This is a genomic window from Micromonospora sp. NPDC049359, from assembly GCF_044466585.1.
In the GTDB taxonomy this organism is placed as follows: domain Bacteria; phylum Actinomycetota; class Actinomycetes; order Mycobacteriales; family Micromonosporaceae; genus Micromonospora.
Genome location: NZ_JBITMW010000017.1, coordinates 1 through 22,795, shown reverse-complemented (window position 1 = coordinate 22,795; position 22,795 = coordinate 1). Strand labels below are relative to the sequence as shown.

Here is a 22,795-nt window from a genome sequence, read left to right as displayed (position 1 = left end):
CGATGGACTCCATCCATGGGTGACATTCTGGTGGGCACCGCGTCCTGGACCGACCGCACGCTGCTCGACTCGGGCTGGTATCCCCAGACGGCGGACAACCCCGAGAAACGCCTCGCGTACTACGCCCGGCAGTTCCCGCTGGTCGAAGTGGACGCGACCTACTACTCGCCGCCGGCCGAGTCGACCGCGCGGCTCTGGGTCGACCGCACGCCGGCCGGGTTCACGTTCAACATCAAGGCGTTCAGCCTGCTCACCGGCCATCCCACAAAGGTCAGCGCGCTCTACAAGGACCTGCGGCCGGAGACCGAGAAGAAGAACGTCTACCCCGACGACCTGCCCGCGCAGGCGTACGAGGAGGTGTGGACACGCTTTTTGTCGGCGCTGGACCCCCTCGTCGAGGCGGGCAAGCTGGGCGCGTTGCTGTTCCAGTTCCCGCCCTGGTTCACGATCAAGCGGGCCAACAAGCAGTACCTGCTGGAGGTGGCGAAGCGCTGCGCCCCGCTGCTACCGGTCTACGAGTTTCGGCACGCCTCCTGGTTCGACGGCGACAACGCCGACGAGACGTTGTCGTTCCTGCGCGAGCACGACCTGTCGTACGTCTGCGTGGACATGCCGCAGGGTCACCGCTCGTCGGTGCCCCCGGTGCTGGCCGCCACCGGTGACCTGGCCGTGATGCGCTTTCACGGCCACAGCGACAAGTGGACCAGCAAGGACATCCACGAGAAGTTCGGCTACCACTACTCCAAGCGGGAGCTCAAGGACTGGGCGCCGAAGCTGCGCGAGCTGGCCGACTCCGCCGGCCAGACGCACGTCCTCATGAACAACTGCTACCGCGACTACGCGCAGACCAACGCGACGACACTCATTGGCTTACTGAACAGGTAAAACCTTCGCGCTGGCCCAATGCGCCGCCTGGGGAGTCGGCGAGGCGGACGCCCCGATCGGTGGGCAGCACTTTCGGGGATGTTGCTGCCTCACGACGGCTTGAAGCAGCAACATCCCCGAAGTTGTGCAGATCATGGACGAGCGCGGTCCAGCGCTTGAACCCCCGCGTCTCACCCGATCCGGGTGGGGTGGGCTCACCCGCTCGCCGGGCAGGGTGGGCACGGTGGTGACGGCCGCCCGACGGCCGGAGACGACACGGAGGTGACGGGGGATGACGGTTCGACTGGTGACGGATCGACGGCGTGGTGCCGTCCTGCACGTGGTCGGCACGGCGGGCAACGCCCGACGTGCCCCCCAGGGCAGCCCGGTACGCGCCCGGCGCGGTCCCGTGGGGCCGCCGCGACGTACCGACGAGCGACGCTGGGAGGCCACGGAACGGGGGTCGACCGATGCCTGACGCGATGATCTCCGCGTTCGAGAGTTCGCTGGACAAGACCAACCTGATCCTCAAGGACATCGAGGACGCCTACGGGTGGCCGAAGGAGCGGCGCAACCAGTCGTACGCGGCGCTGCGCACGGTGCTGCACCTGCTGCGGGACCGGTTGGCGGTCGGCGAGAGCGTCGAGTTCGCCCAGCAGTTGCCCGTGCTGGTCCGGGGGATCTACTTCGACGGTTGGAACCCGTCCGACGTGCCGATCAAGCTCAACCGCGACGACTTCCTCTACGAGGTCCGCCAGGGCTTCCCGTACGACGCCGAGGGCGGCGCGGAGCGGGTGACGCAGGTGGTGCTCGACACCCTGCGTCGGCACGTCACCCAGGGCGAGTGGCAGGACGTGAAGGACACCATGCCCAAGGACCTCGCCATGATGCTGCCCTGAGACCGGCCTATCGAGCGGCGCTGTCCGGCGGGGACGGCACCCGGGACACCGGGTGGCCGGCCCCGCGGGCCAGCGCCGCGAACGCGACGGCGTCGGTGACCGCCGCGCCGCCGGGGTCGTTGTTGAAATAGACGTACGCCGGCTCGTCCGCGTCGAACTCGTCGGTGAGCCGGCGGACCCACGAGCCGAGCGCCGTCCGCCCGTAGTGCGGCCACGGTCGGGCCCGCCCCTCGTGCAGCCGCAGGTACCCGAAGTCGGTGGTCCGCCAGCGCGGGGCCACCGGTCGACCGAGACGATCCGCCCAGACCAGCGCCGCCTGCCGCCGTTCCAGGACCGCTCGGGTGGCGTCGGTCCACCACGACGGGTGCCGGGGCTCCACCGCCACCCGCACGTCCCGCGGGAACAGCCGCAGCGTCGCGTCGAGCGCGGCGACGTCCGCCCGCAGGTTCGGTGGCAGTTGCAGCAGCACCGGGCCGAGTCGGTCGCCGAGGGCGGTGGCCCGGCCGAGGAACCGCGCCACCGGCTCGGCCGGCTCCCGCAGACGTTTGATGTGGGTGAGGTAGCGGCTCATCTTCACCGCCACGCAGAAGTCCGCCGGGGTCCGTTCCCGCCACGCCGCGAACGTCTCGCGTTCGGGCAGCCGGTAGAACGCGTTGTTGACCTCGACGGTGGCGAAGCCCGACGCGAAGTGCTCCAACCAGAGGCGCTGCGGCATCCCCTGCGGGTAGTAGCGGCCCCGCCAGTCCCGGTACTGCCAGCCCGACGTGCCCACCAGGATCACCGCCTCATCCTGGCACTCTCCGCCGCCGCCCGCGAACCGACCGTGTCGTCCCGGTTCGGCGTCTACGGTGTGGGTTAGAGAAGATCGCGCGTGGGGTACCACCCGCAGCACGACGGACCCCGGCGTACGGCGGGGCGGCACACCCGAGGGAGTACCGATGGCACTCAACGACGATGACATGCAGACCACGGGCGGCGGCGGCCTGGAGGGTCCGGCCGATGGCGGTGCGACTCCGGGTCACCAGGACGGTGGCGCGGACGGTGGCGCGGAGGGTCCGGCCGACGGTGGCGCGACTCCGGGTCACCAGGACGGTGGCGCCGATGGTGGCGCGGAGGGTCCGGCCGACGGTGGCGCGACTCCGGGTCACCAGGACGGTGGCGCCGACGGTGGCGCGGAGGGTCCGGCCGACGGTGGCGCGACCCCGGGTCACCAGGACGGTGGCGCCGACGGCAGCGCCCGGTAGCGGCACGCCATGACGTACCTCGACCCGCCGGGCGGCCACGGCCGCCCGGCGGTTCCGTCCGTGGCCCCCGACGGCGTACCCGCCGCGGCGAGCGCCGTCGCCGCGCTGGCGCGTTGCGTCTCGGTCGAGCCCGCCAAGTTCGCCGCCGCGCACTGGGGCCACACCCCGCTGCTGTCCCGCGCCGCCGAGCTGCCCGACCCGTCCGGGTTCACCGACCTGTTCAGCCCGGACGACGCCGACGAGCTGCTCAGCCGGCGCGGTCTGCGTACCCCTTTCCTGCGCGTCGCCAAGGACGGACAGCTCGTGCCGGCGGCCCGCTGGACCGGCGGCGGCGGGGCCGGCGCCGAGATCGGCGACCAGGTGCTCGACGAGCGGATCCTCGAGCAGTACGCCGGGGGTGCCACCCTGGTGTTGCAGGGCCTGCACCGGATCTGGCCGCCGCTGGTGGACTTCGCCCGCGACCTGGGCCTCGCGCTGCGTCAGCCGTTGCAGGTCAACGCCTACCTCACCCCGGCGGGTAGCCAGGGCTTCGCCACCCACTACGACACCCACGACGTGTTCGTACTGCAGGTGGACGGCCGCAAGCACTGGCGGATCCACCCGCCGGTGCTGCCCGACCCGCTGGAGAAGCAGCCGTGGGGCGGCCGCGCCGACGAGGTCGGCGCCACCGCTCAGGGTCCCGCCGCGCTGGATGTGGTGCTCGCGCCCGGCGACGCCCTCTACCTGCCGCGCGGGTGGCTGCACAGCGCCCAGGCGCAGGAGGCCAGCTCGCTGCACCTGACCGTGGGCATCCGCGCGTTGACCCGCTACGCGCTCGTCGAGGAACTGCTCGCGCTGGCCGCCGAGGACCAGCGGCTACGGGCCAGCCTGCCGTTCGGCACCGACGTCGCCGACCCGGACGCCATCGAGCCGGAGCTGACCGAAACGGTGGAGGCGCTGCGCGACTGGCTGCTGCGGGCCGACCCGGGCGCGGTCGCCGCGCGGCTGCGCCAGCGCGCCTGGCCGGCGGCCCGCCCAGCGCCGATCCGTCCACTCGCCCAGGCCGGCGCGCTGGCCGCGCTGGACGCCGACTCCCGGCTCACCCTGCGACCCGGCCTGCGCTGGCAGCTCCTGCCGCACGGGGACGGCCAGGTGGCGCTACGGCTGTTCGACCGCACGATCACGCTGCCCGCCGACTGCGAGCCAGCCACCCGCGCCCTGCTGAGCGGGGCCGCGACCCGGGTCGGTGACCTACCCGGCCTCCCGGACGACGCCGACCGGGTCACCCTGGCCCGCCGCCTCCTGCGCGAGGCCGTCCTGGTGCCGGCCTGACCCTGTCCCCGCGGTTGATCAAGAGGTTCGCGTCACGACACGCCGGATTGATGACGCGAACCTCTTGATCAACCGGAGAAGAAGGGGGCGGGCGGTCAGCGGCCTAGGGTCAGGAGCAGCACCGTTGTTACCAGGCCGGTGCCGAGTACCACCATGATCGGTTGGGGGCCGAGCATCGCGTGCCGGCGATCGGCCAGCGCCCGCGCCGGCACGAGCCCCATCAGTGGCCCGAACAGCGTCACCACCAGCGCCAGCACCGGCATGCCGACCGCCAGGTCGCCGCCGTACCCGACGCCGAGCGCCCGCGCGGCGACGCCCAGCGCGTACCCGAGCACCGCGCCGCCCACCCCGCACAGCGCCAGCAACGGGTTGACCGAGCCCGGCAGCTCACCCGGCTGCCCGGCCCGGTTGAGCAGGTCACGAACCCGGCCGAGGAGCAACGCCGGGTCGGCCGGGGCACCGCCGTTGGCCGGCACGGGCGGTCCGCCGATGCGACGGGCGCCCAGCCGGGCACGGGCCTGCTGCCACAGGTGCGCCACCTCGGCGTCCACCCGTTCCTGCTCCTCCCGGGCGTCGACCAGCTCCTGCTCGGCACGCCGCACCTCGGCGACGGCCTCGTCGACCGCGCGTTCGGCCGCCGCGCACTGCCGCTCGTACCAGGTGTGCGCCTCGGCGCGCTGCTCGCGCACCCGAGCGGTCAGCTCGGCGAGCCGTCGTAGCTGCGCCGTGTACGTCTCACTCGCCACCGGCTCGTTCATCGCGACGGTCCATAGGGGATGATCACGTGGCCGGTGCGGTGCACGGCCCGGTCGAAGAAGAGCCCACGCCACGGGCGGGGATACCAGTCCGGGCCGCCGGTGCCCGGATAGAGCGACGCGCCCAGCTCACCGCCGTGCGCGTCCAACGCCACCCAGGCCCCGATCTGGTCGGTGCGGGCGGCGGGACCACCCAGGTCGGCGCGCATCCGCGCCACGCCCCGCCACCAGGCCAGCACGTGGGTACGCCGCTCCGGCCCGTCGTGCAGGATCCGGCGCAACTGCTCCAGGCCCGTGCGCCGGCCCGTCCGCGCCGCGAGGGCGCCGGCCGCCGCGTCGACCGCGAACAGCAGCAGGTAGTGCGGGCTGCCGGCGCCGGACAACCCGTCGGCCGTCTCGGTCATCAACTCGCCGACGGTCTCCTCGTCGTACCAGGCGGCGTCGTCGGCCAGGTCGTCGTAGAGCGTGCGGGCGATGCCGTCGGCGTCCGGGTCGAGGCAGGCGATGGAGAAGCGGGCGGTGCCCGGCGGGTGCTGGCGGGCCAGTGACCGGGCCGCCGCGTCCAGCACCGCGCACGCCTCGTCCACCCGCGTGCCGAGCACCGCCAGGTTGCGTCCGGGCGCGCGGGGCAGCCGCAGCGCCGCCGAACGCGCCTGCACGTCGATGATCTCGCCGAGCAGGGCCACCGGGTTGCGCGGGGAGCGGCCGTCCGCCGGGGCTTCGAGGGCCCGGAAGTCGGGGGCCTCGGTGAGCCGGGGGATCGCGTCACCGTCGAAGAGCCGGGCCGGGGCCGCGTCCGGCGGGCGCATCCGCCACAGGCGGTGCTGCAGGCCGCTCCACGTCTCCCAGTCGCTGGCAGCCGGGATCCGGGCGACCTCGTTGCCCTCGACCATGCCCGACTCGGCGTTGACCACCGCGTGCCAGCGTGGCAGCGACTGCGCCGCGTCGTTTCGTTCGGCGAGGATCCGCAACGCCTTGGGCAGCGCGATCCGCAGGGCGAACTGCGCCACCAGCGCGGGACGCCCCCACAGCGCCTCGATGCCCCGGACGTCCTGGGAGGCGAGCACCAGGTGGATGCCCTGCGACCGGCCGCGGCGGGCCAGGTCCTCCAGCAGGTCGGCCGCCTCCCGGGCCACCACGTCACGGCCGGCCAGCAGCATCTGGAACTCGTCGACCACCGCGACGATCCGCGGCCAGTGCCCGGTCGGGTCCACCGCGCGCAACTCGGCGAGCTTGGTGACCTCGTGTTTCTTGGCCGCGTCGGCCCGCCGCCGCAGCTCCTCGGCGAGAAAACGCAGCAGCGCCAGCCCGAACTCCCGGTCGGTGTTGACGTTGATCCCGACCAGGCGCATGTGCGGCAGCCAGCTCGGGTCACGCCGGCCCTGCGCGAACCGGGCGAAGGACACGCCCTCCTTGAAGTCCAGCAGATAGAACTCCAGCTCGGCGGGGGAGTAGCGGGCCGCCAGCGCGCCGATCCACGCGAAGATCAGGTTCGTCTTGCCGGTGCCGGACGGCCCTCCGATGAGGGCGTGCGGCGGATAGTCGGCGAGCGTCAGGCGGACCGGTCGACCCTGCGGTCCCTCGCCGATCGGCACGGTCAGGCCGTCCGCCGAGTTCTCCCGCCACATCAGCTCGGGCGGCGGCAACAGGTCGCCGAACGGCGTCGGCGGTGGGCCGGCGTTCATCTGGGCGGCGACCTCGCGGCAGGTCTCGGTGACCAGCGTCGCCGGCGGCGGTGGGTCCAGCCGGACCGAGAGGCCCGACGGGCCGCCGATCCGGGCGCCCGACGCGTCCGCCACCACCCGGGTCACCGTCGGGTCGTCGGGCAGTGACCCGCCACGGACCACCAGGTGCACCCCGCAGGCCGCGCCGGCACGGACCACCCGGTCGAGCTGCCCGCGCTCGTGCCGGTTCAACTCGTCGCCGCCGAGCAGCACCGCGACCCGCCACGGCTCGGGGCGGCGGCCGGTCGCCGAGGCCAGCTCCCGCAGGGACCCGTACTCGCCGGCCAGCACCGTCTCGTTGATCCGCCGGATCTGCTCGACCAGGTCGTCCAGGAGCGGGCCCAGTCCGCCGGGGCCGACGAAGGTGAGCAGCCCCGCCGTGCCCAGCGGCGCGAACCCAGCCAGGCCCCCGCCGAGGTGCTCCGGGTCGTACCCGATCAGTCGTACCCCACCGGGGTCGGCGCGACCGACGGCCCGCAGCAGCAGCGCGGACACCACGGCGTCGCAGCCGGCGCGGTCGTCGCCCGACAGGTGGACGTGCCCGGCGTCGAGCAGCGGCACCAGCGCGGGTACCGGCTCGACGTCGTCGAGCCGGACCGTACCGACCCGCAGCGCGCCGGGTGGCTCGGCCCGGCGCAGGGGCGTGGGGGTCCAGCCCGGCCAGTCCGCGCCGGCGCAGCCGGGCGCCTCCTGGCGGGCGGCGTCGGCGGCGTGGCGGGCCAGCTCCGCGATGCGGGTGGCGTGCCGGGCGTCGATCTCGGCGAGGCGGCGGTCGCGTTGACCGCCCACCCGCTCGGGTACGGCGGCGGCGGCCCGGCGGACCCGGGCGAGCCGCTCGCGCCCGGCGCTCAGGTCGGCCTGCGCGGCCGACAGCCGGGTACGGGTGGCGCCCAGCGCCTCGGCGAGGGAGTCCCGGACCCGGGTGGCGAGCTGCCCGCGCCGGTCAGCCATCGGAGCCCCGGCGAGCCGGCGCGTCCCGCCACGGGCTGCCCGTGCGCGGCGGTACGACCCCACCCGACGCCTGCCCACCCGCCGCGCCGGAAGGCCGACCGCCGGCGCGCGGGACGTTCGGGCGTGGGCTCGCGCCGCTGTCGGGTCGACCGCCGGAGCGTGGGATGCCGGCGCGCTTGTCGTCGCGGCGTGGAGTCGGGCCCGCGTCCGGCTCGGCGGCGGCCTGCGGCGCTCCCGTGGGCAGGTCCCGGCCCAGCCGGGCGAGCAGCAGCCCGGCCGTCACCCCGGCGGCCACGGCCGAGTCGGCGGCGTGCGGCGGCTCCCCGGACGAGCGGGGCGGCGGCATCCGGCAGACCCGGGTCAGCAGCGTCTCCAGCACCGGCGGTGGCAGCCCGGGCAGCAGGTCCCGCACCCGGCCGTCCAGCTCCCCGCGCAGCCGGCCGAGGTCGCTGGCGCGGGGCGGATGCCCCAGCAGCTCACCGGCCAGCTCGCGCAGCAACGGGGGCGCGAGCGCCGCCATGCCGAGGCCCACGTCGGCCGACGCGCGGCGCAGCTCGGTCCGCAGTCGGTCACGGTCACCGGCGCGTACGCCGCCCACGACCCGGCGCAGCAGCTCCTGTGAGTCGCGTAGCCGCTCGTCGGGCTCGTCCGCGTCGGTCTCGTGCCCGCCGGTCAGCTCCGCCACCCGGACGGACCACCAGCGACGCATCCGTACCTGCTCGGGCCGCTCCGGGGCCACGGTGGTGGGCCCGTCCGACGGCGCCTCGTCGTGGCGCTGGTCGCGCTGCTGCGGCCGGGGCGGTGGGGCGCCGTCGGCGGCCAGCCCGATCGCGACCAGGTACGCCGACAGCTGCTCCTGCGCCACCCGAAGCGCGTAGTTCGCGCTCTCGGCGTGCTCGGTGGCGGCGGACAGCTCGGGCACGCCCATGGGGTTGGCCGACTCCTGGCGGACCCAGCGCAGCCGCTCGGCGGCCAGGCCGAACTTCTCCAGGGCCTGACCGAGCAGACCCACCGGGAACTCCTCGCTGGCCGCGCGGACCTGGCCGCCGATGTCCTCGATGATGGACATGCCGGCCTACAGGGTGGAGACGTAGAGCTGGGCCTGCTCCACCGCGACCAGTGTCGCGGCGAGACACTCCTCCAGCTCCTGGCTGGCCTGTGTCAGCGAGGCCTGGGCCGCCTCGACCGTCTCGTGCCCGCTGCCCTCCAGCGCGCCGGCCAGGGTCTGTTGCGCCTCGGCCAGCTTCTCACCCGCCGCCTGGACGGCTGTCTGCCCGTCACCGATCTGTTGGAGGGCGACATCGATGGCAGCCTTCAGCTCGGCGACGCTCGCCACGGCGGAACCTCCTGGGGGCGGGGAGATCTCCATTAGAGCCTATCGGCGTCCCCGGGAGAACATCCGCCCTGGCGGTGTTGATGCCCGCCTGACCGTTAACCCCCGTGAAGTGCCGGGAGTCCGTTCTGTGGGAGTCCCAGTGCGAGAACTTCTCAGTTTTCGCGGAGCCAGCGGGGGCCGTACACCTCCGCGCCCAGGGCGGTGACCCGCTCGCGTAGCTCCCGGTCGGCGGTGACCACCAGCCGGCGGCGCTGCGGGGCCGCCCGCACCAGCTCGACCACCGTGTCGTCACCCGAGCCGGGGGCGGAGACCACGCGCACCTCGTCGATGCCGGGCACGTCCCGCGCCGCGCCCTCGACCACGAGCACCACGTCGACCGGTGCCGTCAACCGGGCGGGCAGCCCCTCGGCGGCCACCGGCGCGAGGGCGTCCCGCAGCCGGGCGGCAGCCCCGGCCCGGTCCCGCCACCACCCGTTGGGGCGGGAGCCCACCACGTTGGCACCGTCCACGATCAGCAGCGGGTTCTCCGTCATGCCGCCAGCCTGCCACCACCCGACCGAACCGGCCGGACGCCACTCCACGGCGAGGTGCGCCACCGCCTGCGGCGTTTGTCGCGCCGGGTGCCGGGTAGCCCCTGCCGACCGTGCCGCGCCCGACTGCGGAGGAGAGACATGATGGGACCCGGTGATCTCGGCTCCGACCCGTGGGACGAATTCCTGGCCCGGTACTTCGGCCGGGGTGAGGGAGGACGCCGACCGCCGCACCGGGTCGACATCACCCGACTGATGACCGCCGACGCGCGGGAGATGCTGGCCGACGCGGCCCGTCGCGCCGCCCAGCGGCAGAGCAGCGACCTGGACACCGACCACCTGCTCTGGGCGGCGCTGCAACGCGAACCGCTGCGCGACCTGGTCCGCCGGGCCGGCGCCGACCCGGACACCCTGCTCAACGCGCTCGGCGGCAAGGGCGACGGCGCGCCGCGCGGCGAGGTGCCACCGAACCTGTCGCTGACCCCGGCGGCCAAGCGGGCGCTGCTCGACGCCCACCAGCTGTCCCGGGCGATGGGCGCGAACTACATCGGCCCCGAGCACATCCTGATGGCCCTGCCGCTCAACCCCGAGTCGCCCGCCGGACGGATGCTGGCCGCCGGACGGATCCAACCCGAGTCGTTGCAGGCCGCCAACGCCGAACGCGGCCCGATGAACGGCCCGAAGCCGGACCGGGGTACGCCCACCCTCGACCAGTACGGCCAGGACCTCACCGACCTGGCCCGCAACGACCAGATCGACCCGGTGATCGGCCGGGCCGACGAGATCGAGCAGGCCGTGGAGATCCTGTCCCGGCGGACCAAGAACAACCCGGTGCTGATCGGCGAGGCAGGTGTCGGCAAGACCGCCATCGTCGAGGGGTTGGCGGAGCGGATCTGCGACGGGGACGTCCCGCAGACCCTGCTCGGCAAGCGGGTCGTCCAACTCGACCTCGCCGGCCTGGTCGCCGGCACCCGCTACCGGGGTGACTTCGAGGAACGCCTCAAGAAGGTCATCGACGAGATCCGGGCGCACCGGGACGAGCTGATCATCTTCCTGGACGAGATCCACACCCTGGTCGGCGCGGGTGGCGCCGGCAGTGAGGGCGGGATGGACGCGTCCAACATGCTCAAGCCCGCCCTGGCGCGGGGTGAGCTGCGGGTGATCGGCGCGACCACGCTGGACGAGTACCGCAAGAGCATCGAGAAGGACGCCGCGCTGGCCCGGCGTTTCCAGCCCGTGTTGGTGCCCGAGCCGAGCATCGACGACACCATCGCGATCCTGCGCGGGCTGCGGGACCGGTACGAGGCGCACCACCAGGTGCGCTTCACCGACGAGGCGCTGGTCACCGCCGCCGAGTTGTCCGACCGGTACGTCACCGACCGGTTCCTGCCGGACAAGGCCATCGACCTCATCGACCAGGCCGGCGCGCGCGTGCGGCTGCGCACCCGTACCCCGGCCTCCGACGTACGGGAGCTGGAGCAGGAGCTCGACGACGTACGCCGCGACAAGGAGCAGGCTGTCACCGACGAGCAGTACGAGCGCGCCTCGGCGCTGCGCGACCGGATCGCCGAGCTGGAGGCGGAGATCCGGCGCGCCAACGGCGAGGATGGTCCGTCGTCCTCGCAGGTGCCCGAGGTGGGTCCACAGGAGATCGCCGAGGTCGTCTCCCGGGCCACCGGCATCCCGGTCAGCCAGCTCACCGAGGAGGAACGGGACCGGCTGCTGCGCCTGGAGGGTCACCTGCACGAGAAGGTGGTCGGCCAGGACGACGCGGTCACCGCGGTGGCCGAGGCGGTCCGCCGCTCCCGGGCCGGGCTGGCCGACCCGGAGCGTCCGATGGGCAGTTTCCTGTTCCTCGGCCCCACCGGCGTCGGCAAGACCGAGCTGGCCCGAGCCCTGGCCGAGGCGCTGTTCGGCGAGGCGGACCGCATGGTCCGGGTGGACATGAGCGAGTTCCAGGAGCGGCACACGGTGAGCCGGCTGGTCGGCGCCCCACCCGGGTACGTCGGCTACGAGGAGGCCGGCCAGCTCACCGAGGCGGTACGGCGCCGCCCGTACGCGGTGGTGCTGCTCGACGAGATCGAGAAGGCGCACCCGGACGTGTTCAACATCCTGCTCCAGGTGCTCGACGACGGGCGGCTCACCGACAGCCAGGGCCGTACGGTGAACTTCAAGAACACCGTCCTGATCATGACGAGCAACCTCGGCTCCGAGCTGATCACCGGCACCCAGCGTGCCGTCGGCTTCGGCACCGGCGCGCCCGGCAGCGAGCAGGAGAACGACGAGCTGCGCGAGCGGCTGATGCGCCGCCTGCAGGAGAACTTCCGCCCGGAGTTCCTCAACCGCATCGACGAGATCATCATCTTCCGCCGGCTCGAGGCCGAGCAGTTGCGCGACATCACCGCGCTGCTACTGGAGGACACCCGCCGCCGGATGCACGCCCAGGACATCCAGGTGGAGGTCACCACCGCCGGGGTGGACTGGCTCGCCGAGCACGGCTACCAGCCGGAGTTCGGCGCCCGTCCGCTGCGCCGGGTGATCCAGCGCGAGGTGGACAACCACCTGTCCCGGATGCTGCTCGAATCGGCGATCTCACCCGGCCAGAAGGTCGTCGTGGACGCCCGCGACGGGCAACTCACCTTCGACGTGACCGCGGGCGAGCGGGGCTACACCGCCGCCACGACAACACACCCACGATGAGCGGGCCGGCGGGACGCGAGGACCACGACGAGCCGCACGAGGACGCGGACGAGCACCCCGACCCGATCCTGGCGCCCCCGACCGCCAATCCACGCCGGACGCGGGTACCAGCCGAGGGCCTGCACCCCAAGACCGACCAGGACGACCCGGAGACGCGAGAGGAGACGTGATGGTACGCGACACGCGGCTCGACCCCGAGGTGGAAGTGCTCTGGGAGGACTTCCACGCCGAGGTCAACGTCCCGTCGGAGCAGCTGCGCACCTGGCTGTTGACCAGGGGATCGGGCGAGGAGTCGTTCAGCCCGAACCCGGACCTGGATCTGCCCCAGCCGGGGCGGGAGATCCTCAAGGTGCTCAACAAGCGCAAGGTCGACCTCACGCCGGAGGACATCGAGGTGATGCGCGAGGCGGTGGAGCGGATCCGCGAGCTGATGGACGCCAAGCCCCGGCGCGGCAACGCCGACGACGAGTGGCGGCACTCGCTGCTCGACCTCGGGCACGATCCGCTCGTGGAACGCTGAGCGCGGCCGTACGTGACGGCGCCGACCCGGTTCGGGTCGGCGCCGTCGTCGTGCCCTACTGGCCCTGATCGGGCTCCAGGCTGCCGATGGTCAGCCCCGCCGCGTCGGCGGCGGCGTCGCGCTCGCCCCGGGTCTGGTCCTCGCGGGTGAGCAGGTTGGCGTACTCGGTGACGTCGGCCGGGTCGGGCACCTCCGGGAGCCGGCGCAGGAACGCCTCCACCTGGCGGGTGGCGGCGGTGTGCGCGGCGGCGGCCTGGCGGAGCAGTTCGCGGTCGTCGGCGGGCGGGTAGAGATCGGTCATGTCCGCCAGATACCCGGACAGCGGCGGTTCGCACCGGCGGTGGCCCTCGTCTCGCCTCGCCTCACCGGCCGGCGATGCCGTCCAGGAGGGTGGTCAGGTTGTGGTCGAAGGTCTCCTCGGCGTCGAGGTGCGCGCCGTCGACGACGAGCCGGGCGATCGTGGGATAGCGGCCCGTGTCGAGCATGCGCGTCAGGTAGGGGCCGAGGCTGGCCTGCCAGGCGCTCAACTCGGTGCCGGTGGACCGGGCGGTACGTCGCTCGGTGACCTCCCGCCGCAGCGCTCCGATGATGAAGGCGTTGAGGGCGCCCAGGGCGCGCTGGAGGTCGTCGACGTCGCGTACGGCGGGGGCCTGGCTGAGCGCCGCGGCGGTCGACTCGCCCACGGTGAGCGCGTGCGGCCCGAGCTGCGGTCGTCCGCCGAGCAGGTCGGAGAACCACTCGTGGTCGAGGGCGGCGGCGCGGGTCCGTCGCACGATGGCCAGCACCGTGGCACGCCACCCGGGGTGCGGGCCACCCTCGGCGATCTCGGCGTAGACGGCGTCGACCATCAGGTCGAGCAGCTCTGACCGGTTGGTCACGTAGTCGTAGAGGCGCATCGGACCGACGCCGAGTTCCTTGGCGATCCGGCGGACCGACAGGCCGTCGAGGCCGTGCGCGTCGGCGAGCCGGATCGCCGTCTCGGCGATCTTCGCGCGGCTCAGCGGCACCGGCGTCGCCCGCGGGCGGGGCTCGGGCCGTTCCCACACCGGCACCACTTCGCTACCGTACGGTGTATCCACGAAATACAGTGTACGGTAAGGAGCATGGCGATGCGACTGGCGATCGTGGGCGGCGGCCTGGGCGGGCTGACGTTGGCACGGATCCTGCACCTGCACGGCATTGAGGCGGTGGTCCACGAACGCGAGGCGGACCGGGCCGCGCGCTCGCAGGGCGGGATGCTCGACCTGCACCCGGAGTCCGGGCAGCGCGCCCTCGCCGAGGCGGGCCTCGGCGAGGTGTTCCGGTCGTCGGCGCGGCCCGAGGGCGAGGAGCACCGCATCCTCGACCCCGCCGCGCGTACGCTCGTGCACCACACACCGCGCCCCGGCTCCTTCGACGGACGCCCGGAGATCGACCGCACCGTCCTGCGTCACCTTCTGCTGGACGCGCTCCCGTCCGACGCGGTCACCTGGGGTCATCGCCTCGTCGGGGCGACACCGCGACCCGCCGGCGGTTTCCTGCTGACCTTCGACAGCGGTCGTCGCGTCGAGTGCGACATTCTCGTCGGCGCGGACGGCGCGCGCTCGGTCGTCCGACCGCTGCTGATCGACGCGCCACTGACGTACGTCTCCACCCACGTGGATCTCACCATCGGCGACGCCGACCGACGCCACCCGGAGCTCGCCGAGATGGTCGGCCCCGGCAACCTGTGGTGCGTCGGCGTCAACCAGATCCTCGCCGCCCAGCGCCTCGGCGACGGCAGCATCCGGGTCGGGATCTCGCTCCGTGCCGAGGGCCGTGACCTGGACGCCTACCGCAGCAAGGATGCGCTACGGGCCCTCTTCGACGGCTGGGACGCGCGCCTGGTCGCCCTCATCGACGCCGGCGACGACGCGCCGACGCCGCGCCGGGTCGAGGCGATGCCGGTCGGCGCGCGCTGGGCCCACCAGCCGGGAGTCACCCTGCTCGGTGACGCCGCGCACCTCATGCCCCCGGTCGGCGAGGGCGCCAACCAGGCCATGCTGGACGCGGCCGAACTCGCCCACGAACTCGTCGCCCACCCCGGCGACCCGGACGCGGCGATCCGGGCGTACGAGGAGGCGATGTTCGCCAGGGTCCAGCCGATCGCCGAGATGTGCGCACGGGTCCAGGCCATGATGCTGTCCCCGACGGCGGCCGACGACCTCGTCCGCTTCTTCACGCGGCGTCCCGCCGAGCCCGTCGGGCAGTAGGCCCTCACGCCGCGCTGGGCTGTCGGACGCCGAAGGCCGGGTTGCGTACCAGCCAGTCCAGGTAGGTGGGGTGCGACGCCAGCGAGTCGGTGTACGCCGCCTTCGCCGTGGCCAGCAGCAGCTCCGCGTCGCGGGCGGCGGGCGACTCCGGATGCCACCCCAGCAGCAGTCGCCAGCGCAGCGGGACACCGGCCAACCGCCGGGTGACCAGACCGGCCACCGGCCGGAACGTCGCCTGGCACAGGGCCACCGCGACGCCCGCGTCCACCAGGTCGACGCAGCCGCGGATGTCGGTCTCGTACACCTTGCGCGGGGTGAAGCCGGCGCGGGCGCAGGCGGCGGCGAAACAGTCGCCGAAGCAGCCGTCGCCGGGCGCGGCCACCCACTGCTCGTGGCGCAGGTCGGCCAGGCGCACCTCGTCCCGGTCGGCGAGCGGGTGGCTCGCCGGCAGCAGGACCAGCACCGGGTCGACGGCCACCTCCCGCCATCGCAACCCGAACTCGGCCGACGGGGTGGCGTCGCCGCAGACGCCGGTGAGGGCGAAGTCCAACCGTCCGCCGGCCACCAACTGCGCCAGCTCGTCCACCGACCACGAGGCGTACGTGGTGATCTGGGCCGGCGGCTCCTCGGCGGCGAGGCGGTGCACCAGCCGGCCCAGGATCGGGCTGTTCACGCCGCCGAGCCGGTAGCAGCGTGACACCTCGGCGGCGCCGGCGAGCCGCGCCGCCTCGTCCTGTAGGCCCTTCATGGCCGGCAGCAGCACCCGGGCCCGGGCGAGCACCAGCTCACCGAGCGCGGTGGGGCGGGCGCCGCGCCGGTCCCGGTCGAACAGCGGCCCGCCCAGCGTCCGTTCGATCCGCTGGAGCTGGGCGGTCAGCGCCGGCTGGGCGAGCCCGAGGGTCGACGCCGCCTTGGTCACACTCCCTGTCTCCGCGATCGCGCAGACCACCCGCAGGTGTCGCAGCTCCAGGTTCATACGGTGACGGTAGGACCACGTCGCAGCCGGCGGAAGGGGCCAAGTGGATCGGTGACATTGAATGCATTCTCTGGTGCGGCCCGCGCGTTCAGTCGCGCGGCGGCTCCGGCAGGTCCTTCAGGTACGTCGGCCGCCGCGTCACCGCGTCGCGGAGCTTGTCCACCACGCCCACCGCCGGCTCGACGATGCGGTTCCACGGCGGCGTGGCCGGAGTGCCCGGGTGCGGCCGGGTCGGAGCGGCCTCCTCGGCGATCTCCAACCGGTTGCCCAGCCGGATCAGCTCCTCCGACGTCGCCACCGCGCGCAGCTCGGTGACGAGCGTGCCCACCCCGTCGACGTGGCGGCGGACCCGCTCGGCGACCTCGGTCACGGTCTCGTCGTTCAGCCCCTTGAGGGCGGCCAGCAACGCCGCGTCACCGTCGATCTCCGCGTCCACCCGGGCGGCCTCGGCCGGCAGCGCCGCCCGCACCGCTGGCAGCAGGTACTGCTCCTCGGCGGAGATGTGCCGCGACAGCGCGGCGGTGAGCACCGCGAGGGCCTCGTTCGGCGTGGCGTCCGGGCCGCTGAGCTGGTCCACCAGGGTCAGCAACTGCCGGTGCTCGCGGTCCACGATGTCGGCGACGCTACGGCCGCCGGGCCGGTAACCCTCGTCGGGGGCGGGCGTGGGCGGCAACGGGGGCAGGGGAACGGCGGACATGATGCCCTCCTCGACTGGCGGGCGGAAGCTCCGGCAGGGGTTGTGCGGTCGTGGGCGGCGGTACCCGAACGCGGCCGCCGCGAAACCGCCGCCCGATTCGTCGACCTGGATGCCCGGCCGCCTCCCCTCGGTGCGCCGGCCCGCCGGTAACTCGGGGCTGGTATGAAGGGGCGATGACGAGCGACGCCGCCTCCGCCCGACCGGACCCCACCGCGGAGGTCGTGGACCTCTGCCGCGACCTGCTGCGCATCGACACCACGAACACCGGTGACAACGACACCAGCGTCGGCGAACGCCGCGCGGCCGAGTACGTGGCGGAGAAGCTCGCCGAGGTGGGCATCGAATCGGTCCTGCACGAGTCCGCGCCCGGCCGGGCGAACGTGGTGGCCCGCATCCCCGGCGCCGACCCGAGCCGGGAGGCCCTGCTGGTGCACGGCCACCTGGACGTGGTGCCCGCCGACGCCGACGAGTGGTCGGTGCACCCGTTCTCCGGCGAGCAGCGCGACGGCTACCTGTGGGGTCGCGGCGCCATCGACATGAAGGACTTCGACGCGATGGTGCTCGCCGTGGTGCGGCACTGGCAGCGCACCGGCGTTCGGCCCCCGCGCGACATCGTCCTCGCGTACACCGCCGACGAGGAGGCGGGCAGCGACTACGGCGCGCGGTTCCTGGTCGAGAACCACCGCGACCTCTTCGACGGCTGCACCGAGGCGATCGGCGAGGTCGGCGGGTTCTCCTACTCGGTCAACGACAGCCAGCGCCTCTACCTCATCGAAACCGCCGAGAAGGGCATCGACTGGCTGCGGCTGCACGCCAAGGGTCGACCCGGGCACGGGTCGATGGTGCACGACGACAACGCGGTCACCGCCCTCGCCGAGGCGGTGGCCCGCATCGGCGGGCACCGCTTCCCAGTGGTGGTGACCGACACCGTACGGGCGTTCCTGACCGAGGTCTCCGACCTGCTCGGCATCGAGCTGGACCCGGAGGACCCGGAGGTCGCCATCGCCAAGCTCGGCCCGATCGCCAACATCATCGGCGCGACCATCCGTAACACCGCCAACCCGACCCGGTTGAGCGCCGGCTACAAGGACAACGTCATCCCGGGCCGCGCCACCGCCACCATCGACTGCCGCAGCCTCCCCGGCCAGTCCGAGCTGCTCGAGCGGCAGTTGCGCGAGCTGGTCGGCCCGGACATCGACATCGAGTACATCCAGCGGCAGCCCGCGTTGGAGACCACCTTCGACGGCGACCTCGTCGAGGCGATGTCGGCGGCGCTGCGCGCCGAGGACCCGGGGGCGCGGCCGGTGCCGTACATGCTCTCCGGCGGCACCGACGCGAAGGCGTTCTCGACGCTCGGCATCCGCTGCTTCGGGTTCGCGCCGCTGCGGCTGCCCGCCGACCTGAACTTCTCCGCGTTGTTCCACGGCATCGACGAGCGCGTTCCGGTCGACGGACTACAGTTCGGCGTGCGGGTTCTCGACCGGTTCCTCCGCACCTGCTAGCAGTGTCCGCGTTACCTCCCCATCGTGAAGGGACTGCCCCACATGACCGACCAGCACGGTGAGCTGGACGCCGCACTCGAGCGGGTGATCGAAGCGGCCCGCCACCACCTGGCCGCCGTACGCGCCGCGCAGGGCCGCGTCGACGACGACGACGTCTGGCAGGCGTACGTGGCGTTGAACAACGCCTCCTTCGCCTACGACGAGCAGCTCCTCGACGCCTTCGGTGAGGTCACGCCGTGGGACGTTGACTCGATCGACCCGGACGAGGCCGACGAGCGCTTCGGCGGCGACGGTGTCGAGGCCAGCGACCCGCACCCCCGCGTGATCTCGGTGCGCCAACGCCGCGACTACCGGGTGCCGAGCATCTCCGCGCTGCTGCGGGCGGCCGAGGCGGCCCGCCGCGAGGGCACCCCCGAGGACGACGAGCCGGCGCCGGTGGAGGGCGTCGGTGAGGCGGTGCTGGAGCTGCTGCAGAGCGGCGACGGCTCGCTCGGCGCACTCGACGTCCCGGAGCTGGAACCGCTCGACGGGGTGGTGATGGTCAGCGAGGTGGGCACCCCGGTCGACCTGGAGTCGTTCGACGACGACGACGCGGTCGGCCCGTTCCAGCCGGCCGCCGACGACCGGCTCGTCGGTCGTCTCGACGAGCACCCGTTCCTGGAACTCGACGACGACGACCACGACCACGCCGGGCACCAGCACTAGTTTGTGGCGGGCCGTACGACGCCCGGGGCCCGACCGTACGCGGTTCGGGTCCCGGGCGTTTCGTCGCGGTGCCCCGGCCCGGTGTCAGTACGACAGGCCCGGCTGCGGCTGGTTGACCCGCCGACGGCGCAACATGACCTGCCGCGTGCCGTCCCGGAACAGCCGTACCCGGGCCAGCTCCCATCCGGAGAACTCCGCCTGGATCGCCAACTGCGCCGCTGCGGTCAACCGGTCGACGTTCGGCGGCAGCCGCAGCGGCGCGTACTCGTAGTCCATGCCACCCATGCTGCCCAGCCCGGCGGCAGTCCGCCACCCCCTGGAGGGTGACCGACGCCGCTGCGGTGCCTGGTTCGTGCCGTCCTCGGGCCGTCTCGGGTCACCCGTCGCGTTCGGGGTAGCCGACCGGCACCCCGGAGACGTCCTCCAACGCGGTGGTGATCTCCTCGGGCAGCGTGATGCGCTCGACCTGCAACGCGCCGAGCAGTTGCCCGACCGTCCGGGCGCCCAGGATCGGCGCGGTCACCCCGGGCCGGTCCCGGATCCAGGCCAGCGCCACCTCCAGCGGCGAGACCCCCAGCCCGCCGGCCGCGGTCGCCACCGCCTCCACGATGCTGGAGCAGCGCGGCTCCAGGTAGGTGGAGACGAACCGCTCGAAGTGCGGGGAGGCGGCCCGGGAGTCCGCCGGACGCCCATGCCGGTACTTGCCGGTGAGTACCCCCCGACCCAGCGGCGACCAGGGCAGCACGCCGAGGCCCAGCGCGTCAGCGGCCGGCAGGACCTCCCGTTCCACCCCCCGCTCCAGCAGCGAGTACTCCACCTGGGTGGCGACCACCGGCGCCCGGCCCGGCCAGGCCGTCTGCCAGGCGGCGGCCCGCGCGGTCTGCCAGCCGGAGAAGTTCGACACCCCCACGTAACGGACCTTTCCGCTGGCCACCGCGTGGTCCAGCGCCGCGAGCGTCTCCTCCAGGGGGGTGTCCGGGTCGTATCCGTGCACCTGGAACAGGTCGACGTGGTCGGTGCCGAGCCGACGCAGCGACGCCTCCAGGGTGCGCAGCAGGTGACCCCGGGAGCCGTCGCGCCGCCGGGCGCTGCCCGGACGCAACCCCGCCTTCGTGGCGATCAGCAGCTCTTCGCGCGGGACGAGGGTGCCCAGCAGCGACCCGATCACCGACTCGGCGTCGCCGTCGCCGTACACGTCGGCGGTGTCGATCAGGTTGCCGCCCGCGTCCAGGAAACTCTTGAGCTGGGCGGCCGCATCGTCGGCGTCGGTGTCCCGGCCCCAGGTCATGGTGCCGAGCGCGAGCCGCGAAACCGCCAGCCCGCTTCGGCCGAGCGGTCGCTGTTGCATGGGTGAACCTTATTTCGAACCCGCCGCCACGGATATCCTCGCTCCCGTCATCTCTGCCGGTTCTGCCGGTTCCGCCTCCGGAAGGCACCGCGACGGACGGGGGATCATTGGCGGTGAGCCGGTGATCGGGTCCGTTTTCGGCATTGCGTAACCTGATGCGACCTGTGCCACGGATGGGGGAGGACCAGTGCGACTCGGGCTCAGCCTCGGATACCAGACAGCGTGGAGTACGCCGGCCGACCACCTGGCGCTGGCCCAGGAGGCGGACCGCCTCGGCTACTCGGTGGTGTGGGCGGCGGAGGCGTACGGCTCCGACTCGCCCAGCATGCTCGCCTGGATGGCCGGCCAGACGCAACGGATCGACGTGGGCTCGGCGGTGATGCAGATCCCCGCCCGTACACCGGCCGCCACCGCGATGACGGCCGCCACCATCGACGCCCTGTCCGGCGGCCGGTTCCGGCTCGGCCTCGGCGTCTCCGGCCCGCAGGTCTCCGAGGGCTGGCACGGCGTGCGGTTCGCCAAGCCCCTGGGCCGTACCCGCGAGTTCGTCGACATCGTCAAGCTGGCCATCGCCCGCAAGGAGGTGGCGTACGACGGTGAGCACTACACGCTGCCGCTGCCCGACGGCCCCGGCAAGGCGCTGCGGCTGAGCTTCCACCCGCCCCGCGAGCACATCCCGATCTACCTGGCCGCGGTCGGTCCGAAGAACCTGGAGCTGGCCGGCGAGATCGCCGACGGCTGGCTCGCCGTGTTCTACGCCCCGGAGTTCGCCGACGAGCACCTCGCCGCCGTCTCCGCCGGCCGGGCCAAGGCCGGCAAGGAACTGGCCGGTTTCGACGTGGTGCCGTCCGTGCCGGTCGTCGTCGGCGACGACGTCGCCTCCTGCGCCGAGCTGGTCCGCTGGTACGCCGCGCTCTACGTCGGCGGGATGGGCAGCCGGCAGCAGAACTTCTACAACCAGCTCGCCACCCGGATGGGCTACGGCGACGCCGCCCGCGAGGTCCAGGACCTCTACCTGGCCAAGCGCCAGCGCGACGCCGCCGCCGCCGTACCCATGGAGTTCATCGACCGTACGTCGCTGCTCGGCCCGAAGGAGCGCATCGCCGAGAGGATGCGCGAGTACGCCGCCTCCGGTGTCACCACGCTGTCGGTGACCCTGTTCGTGGCCGACCGGGACAGCGGTGTGCAGACCCTGCGGACCGTCGCCGAGGCTCTCGAGCTCTCGGGAGTCGGCGAGTGACCTGGGTTGAGGCCATCGTCCTGGGCATCGTCCAGGGGCTGACCGAGTTCCTGCCGGTCAGCTCGTCGGGGCATCTGCGGATCACCTCGGCGATCTTCTTCGACCGCGACGCGGGCGCGTCGTTCACCGCGGTCACCCAGCTCGGCACCGAGGCCGCCGTGCTGATCTACTTCGCGAAGGACATCTGGCGGATCACCCGTACCTGGCTGGTCGGGCTCAGGGACAAATCCGTGCGTTCGAGCCTCGACTACCGGATGGGCTGGTACGTGATCGTCGGCTCGATCCCCATCGGGCTGTTCGGGTTCCTCTTCAAGGACCAGATCAAGACGGCCGGGCGCAACCTCTGGGTGGTGTCGACCACGCTGATCGTGTTCGCGTTCGTGCTGGCCTTCGCCGAGTACTGGGGTCGGCAGACGCGCACGCTGGAGAACTTCCGGATGAAGGACGGCGTCGTGATGGGCTTCGCCCAGGCGATGGCGCTGGTCCCCGGCGTGTCCCGCTCCGGGGGGACGCTCACCGCCGGCCTGCTGCTCAACCTGACCCGGGAGGCGGCGGCGCGCTACTCGTTCCTGCTGGCCATCCCGGCGGTGGTGATGTCCGGGGTGTTCAGCCTCGGGGACGTCTTCGAACCGTCCGCCCCGGGAACGTCCGTGCCCACGGTGGCCCAGACGATCGTGGCCACCCTCATCGCCTTCGGCATCGGGTACGCGGCGATCGCCTGGCTGCTGCGCTACGTCGCCCACCACACCCTGTACGTCTTCGTCCTGTACCGGGTCGCGCTGGGCACCCTGGTTCTCGCTCTTCTGCTCACCGGCACGATCAGCGCCACCTGACCGCACGCACCGAAGAATCGGCGATGGCCGGCACCCGTTGTCGGGGTGCCGGCCATCTGCGTCTTAGCTGTTCCAGTTGTGGGCGACCAGGTCGGTGGCCTGCTGCTCCCACTGCGCGTACGCGTCGGGGTAGGCCGAGACCTGCACGGTCTGCGCGGCGTCGGTCAGCGGCATGTCCTGCCAGCCGTCGACCTGCTTGAGGCCCTTGAGGAACGCGGTGGTGGAGTACTCCGGGTCGGTGATCTGCTCCGGCGTGCCCCAACCGCTCGACGGGCGCTGCTGGAACAGGCCGAGGGAGTCGTGGTCGTTCATGTCGCCGAGGTGACCCAGGTTCTCCAGCTTGGACTCCTGCAGGCTGGTGGCGATGGAGATGACCGCGGCCCGTTCGGGCAGGCCGGCCTTCTTGGTGGCGGCGATGATGGCCTTGGC

General features: G+C 73.1%; 25 protein-coding genes and 1 pseudogene. 13 read left to right on the top strand and 13 right to left on the bottom strand.

Annotation, left to right across the window (positions count from 1 at the left end):
- Positions 1–15: 15 nt before the first annotated feature.
- From ACIBTX_RS30000 to ACIBTX_RS29990, 3 genes are all read left to right on the top strand, one after another.
- Positions 16–885, top strand: coding sequence for a DUF72 domain-containing protein (locus tag ACIBTX_RS30000; protein WP_357122074.1), 870 nt, complete (start codon positions 16–18; stop codon positions 883–885).
- Positions 886–1,156: 271 nt separating this feature from the next.
- Positions 1,157–1,342, top strand: coding sequence for a hypothetical protein (locus ACIBTX_RS29995; protein ID WP_357122077.1), 186 nt, complete (start codon positions 1,157–1,159; stop codon positions 1,340–1,342).
- A complete protein-coding gene (locus tag ACIBTX_RS29990) occupies positions 1,335–1,763 on the top strand; it encodes a DUF2267 domain-containing protein (RefSeq protein WP_357122080.1) in 429 nt (142 codons plus the stop codon). The genes ACIBTX_RS29995 and ACIBTX_RS29990 overlap by 8 nt, the downstream gene beginning before the upstream one ends.
- Before the next feature lie 7 nt (positions 1,764–1,770).
- Here ACIBTX_RS29990 and ACIBTX_RS29985 read toward each other — a convergent pair whose 3' ends face one another.
- The gene (locus ACIBTX_RS29985) at positions 1,771–2,544 is read right to left on the bottom strand and encodes a DUF72 domain-containing protein (RefSeq protein WP_357122083.1); all 774 of its coding nucleotides are present in this window, start codon (positions 2,542–2,544) and stop codon (positions 1,771–1,773) included.
- A 157-nt stretch (positions 2,545–2,701) separates the two neighbouring features.
- Between ACIBTX_RS29985 and ACIBTX_RS29980 the strand changes: the two genes are divergently transcribed.
- Both ACIBTX_RS29980 and ACIBTX_RS29975 read left to right on the top strand, forming a co-directional pair.
- Positions 2,702–3,007 carry a hypothetical protein gene (locus ACIBTX_RS29980; protein ID WP_334629546.1) on the top strand — a complete coding sequence of 102 codons (306 nt, stop codon included), beginning with the start codon at positions 2,702–2,704 and terminating at the stop codon, positions 3,005–3,007.
- A 9-nt stretch (positions 3,008–3,016) separates the two neighbouring features.
- Positions 3,017–4,318 carry a JmjC domain-containing protein gene (locus ACIBTX_RS29975; RefSeq protein ID WP_357122087.1) on the top strand — a complete coding sequence of 434 codons (1,302 nt, stop codon included), beginning with the start codon at positions 3,017–3,019 and terminating at the stop codon, positions 4,316–4,318.
- 95 nt (positions 4,319–4,413) lie between these two features.
- Here the strand turns inward: ACIBTX_RS29975 and ACIBTX_RS29970 are convergent, their stop codons facing one another.
- The 5 genes from ACIBTX_RS29970 to ACIBTX_RS29950 form a co-directional block, all read right to left on the bottom strand.
- The gene (locus ACIBTX_RS29970) at positions 4,414–5,076 is read right to left on the bottom strand and encodes a hypothetical protein (protein ID WP_357122090.1); all 663 of its coding nucleotides are present in this window, start codon (positions 5,074–5,076) and stop codon (positions 4,414–4,416) included.
- Positions 5,073–7,748: an FtsK/SpoIIIE domain-containing protein gene (locus ACIBTX_RS29965; protein WP_357122093.1), complete on the bottom strand. Its 2,676-nt coding sequence runs from the start codon at positions 7,746–7,748 to the stop codon at positions 5,073–5,075. The genes ACIBTX_RS29970 and ACIBTX_RS29965 overlap by 4 nt, the downstream gene beginning before the upstream one ends.
- Positions 7,741–8,817, bottom strand: a complete 1,077-nt coding sequence (locus tag ACIBTX_RS29960) for a hypothetical protein (RefSeq protein ID WP_357122096.1) — start codon at positions 8,815–8,817, stop codon at positions 7,741–7,743. The genes ACIBTX_RS29965 and ACIBTX_RS29960 overlap by 8 nt, the downstream gene beginning before the upstream one ends.
- Positions 8,818–8,823: 6 nt before the next feature.
- Positions 8,824–9,084, bottom strand: a complete 261-nt coding sequence (locus tag ACIBTX_RS29955) for a hypothetical protein (protein WP_007076395.1) — start codon at positions 9,082–9,084, stop codon at positions 8,824–8,826.
- A 152-nt stretch (positions 9,085–9,236) separates the two neighbouring features.
- Positions 9,237–9,617: a hypothetical protein gene (locus tag ACIBTX_RS29950; RefSeq protein ID WP_357122099.1), complete on the bottom strand. Its 381-nt coding sequence runs from the start codon at positions 9,615–9,617 to the stop codon at positions 9,237–9,239.
- Between the two features lie 138 nt (positions 9,618–9,755).
- Between ACIBTX_RS29950 and ACIBTX_RS29945 the strand changes: the two genes are divergently transcribed.
- The 3 genes from ACIBTX_RS29945 to ACIBTX_RS29935 are packed head-to-tail and all read left to right on the top strand — an operon-like array spanning position 9,756 to position 12,834.
- Positions 9,756–12,314: an ATP-dependent Clp protease ATP-binding subunit gene (locus tag ACIBTX_RS29945; protein ID WP_357122102.1), complete on the top strand. Its 2,559-nt coding sequence runs from the start codon at positions 9,756–9,758 to the stop codon at positions 12,312–12,314.
- Positions 12,311–12,484, top strand: a complete 174-nt coding sequence (locus tag ACIBTX_RS29940) for a hypothetical protein (RefSeq protein ID WP_357122105.1) — start codon at positions 12,311–12,313, stop codon at positions 12,482–12,484. Before ACIBTX_RS29945 ends, ACIBTX_RS29940 begins: the two co-directional genes overlap by 4 nt.
- Positions 12,484–12,834: a DUF3140 domain-containing protein gene (locus tag ACIBTX_RS29935; RefSeq protein WP_234582023.1), complete on the top strand. Its 351-nt coding sequence runs from the start codon at positions 12,484–12,486 to the stop codon at positions 12,832–12,834. Before ACIBTX_RS29940 ends, ACIBTX_RS29935 begins: the two co-directional genes overlap by 1 nt.
- Positions 12,835–12,889: 55 nt before the next feature.
- Here the strand turns inward: ACIBTX_RS29935 and ACIBTX_RS29930 are convergent, their stop codons facing one another.
- Positions 12,890–13,135: a hypothetical protein gene (locus ACIBTX_RS29930; RefSeq protein WP_266241928.1), complete on the bottom strand. Its 246-nt coding sequence runs from the start codon at positions 13,133–13,135 to the stop codon at positions 12,890–12,892.
- Positions 13,136–13,196: 61 nt separating this feature from the next.
- Positions 13,197–13,913, bottom strand: a complete 717-nt coding sequence (locus ACIBTX_RS29925; protein WP_357122109.1) for a TetR/AcrR family transcriptional regulator — start codon at positions 13,911–13,913, stop codon at positions 13,197–13,199.
- Positions 13,914–13,937: 24 nt separating this feature from the next.
- On the opposite strand from ACIBTX_RS29925, the gene ACIBTX_RS29920 reads away from it, so the two are divergent.
- Positions 13,938–15,065: an FAD-dependent oxidoreductase gene (locus ACIBTX_RS29920; RefSeq protein ID WP_396833303.1), complete on the top strand. Its 1,128-nt coding sequence runs from the start codon at positions 13,938–13,940 to the stop codon at positions 15,063–15,065.
- Positions 15,066–15,069: 4 nt separating this feature from the next.
- On the opposite strand, the gene ACIBTX_RS29915 is transcribed toward ACIBTX_RS29920, so the two are convergent.
- Positions 15,070–16,041, bottom strand: a complete 972-nt coding sequence (locus ACIBTX_RS29915) for a LysR family transcriptional regulator (protein ID WP_357122115.1) — start codon at positions 16,039–16,041, stop codon at positions 15,070–15,072.
- 88 nt (positions 16,042–16,129) lie between these two features.
- Complete coding sequence (locus ACIBTX_RS29910; RefSeq protein WP_357122118.1) at positions 16,130–16,738, bottom strand: hemerythrin domain-containing protein; 609 nt, start codon at positions 16,736–16,738, stop codon at positions 16,130–16,132.
- Between the two features lie 173 nt (positions 16,739–16,911).
- Between ACIBTX_RS29910 and ACIBTX_RS29905 the strand changes: the two genes are divergently transcribed.
- Together ACIBTX_RS29905 and ACIBTX_RS29900 are read left to right on the top strand one after the other, a co-directional pair.
- Positions 16,912–18,240 carry a M20/M25/M40 family metallo-hydrolase gene (locus ACIBTX_RS29905; RefSeq protein ID WP_357175455.1) on the top strand — a complete coding sequence of 443 codons (1,329 nt, stop codon included), beginning with the start codon at positions 16,912–16,914 and terminating at the stop codon, positions 18,238–18,240.
- Between the two features lie 42 nt (positions 18,241–18,282).
- Positions 18,283–18,945: a hypothetical protein gene (locus ACIBTX_RS29900; RefSeq protein WP_357122124.1), complete on the top strand. Its 663-nt coding sequence runs from the start codon at positions 18,283–18,285 to the stop codon at positions 18,943–18,945.
- Positions 18,946–19,029: 84 nt separating this feature from the next.
- Here the strand turns inward: ACIBTX_RS29900 and ACIBTX_RS29895 are convergent, their stop codons facing one another.
- Complete coding sequence (locus tag ACIBTX_RS29895) at positions 19,030–19,221, bottom strand: DUF5703 family protein (RefSeq protein WP_039906151.1); 192 nt, start codon at positions 19,219–19,221, stop codon at positions 19,030–19,032.
- 100 nt (positions 19,222–19,321) lie between these two features.
- Positions 19,322–20,293, bottom strand: coding sequence for an aldo/keto reductase (locus tag ACIBTX_RS29890; RefSeq protein WP_357122127.1), 972 nt, complete (start codon positions 20,291–20,293; stop codon positions 19,322–19,324).
- Between the two features lie 187 nt (positions 20,294–20,480).
- Here ACIBTX_RS29890 and ACIBTX_RS29885 point away from each other — a divergent pair, with 187 nt between their 5' ends.
- Positions 20,481–21,533 (top strand): LLM class F420-dependent oxidoreductase, encoded by a 1,053-nt coding sequence (locus tag ACIBTX_RS29885; RefSeq protein WP_355052458.1) that lies wholly within the window; start codon positions 20,481–20,483, stop codon positions 21,531–21,533.
- Complete coding sequence (locus ACIBTX_RS29880) at positions 21,530–22,366, top strand: undecaprenyl-diphosphate phosphatase (RefSeq protein WP_357122133.1); 837 nt, start codon at positions 21,530–21,532, stop codon at positions 22,364–22,366. Before ACIBTX_RS29885 ends, ACIBTX_RS29880 begins: the two co-directional genes overlap by 4 nt.
- 63 nt (positions 22,367–22,429) lie before the next feature.
- Here ACIBTX_RS29880 and ACIBTX_RS29875 read toward each other — a convergent pair.
- Positions 22,430–22,795: pseudogene (locus ACIBTX_RS29875) on the bottom strand (hypothetical protein); the annotation flags it as partial.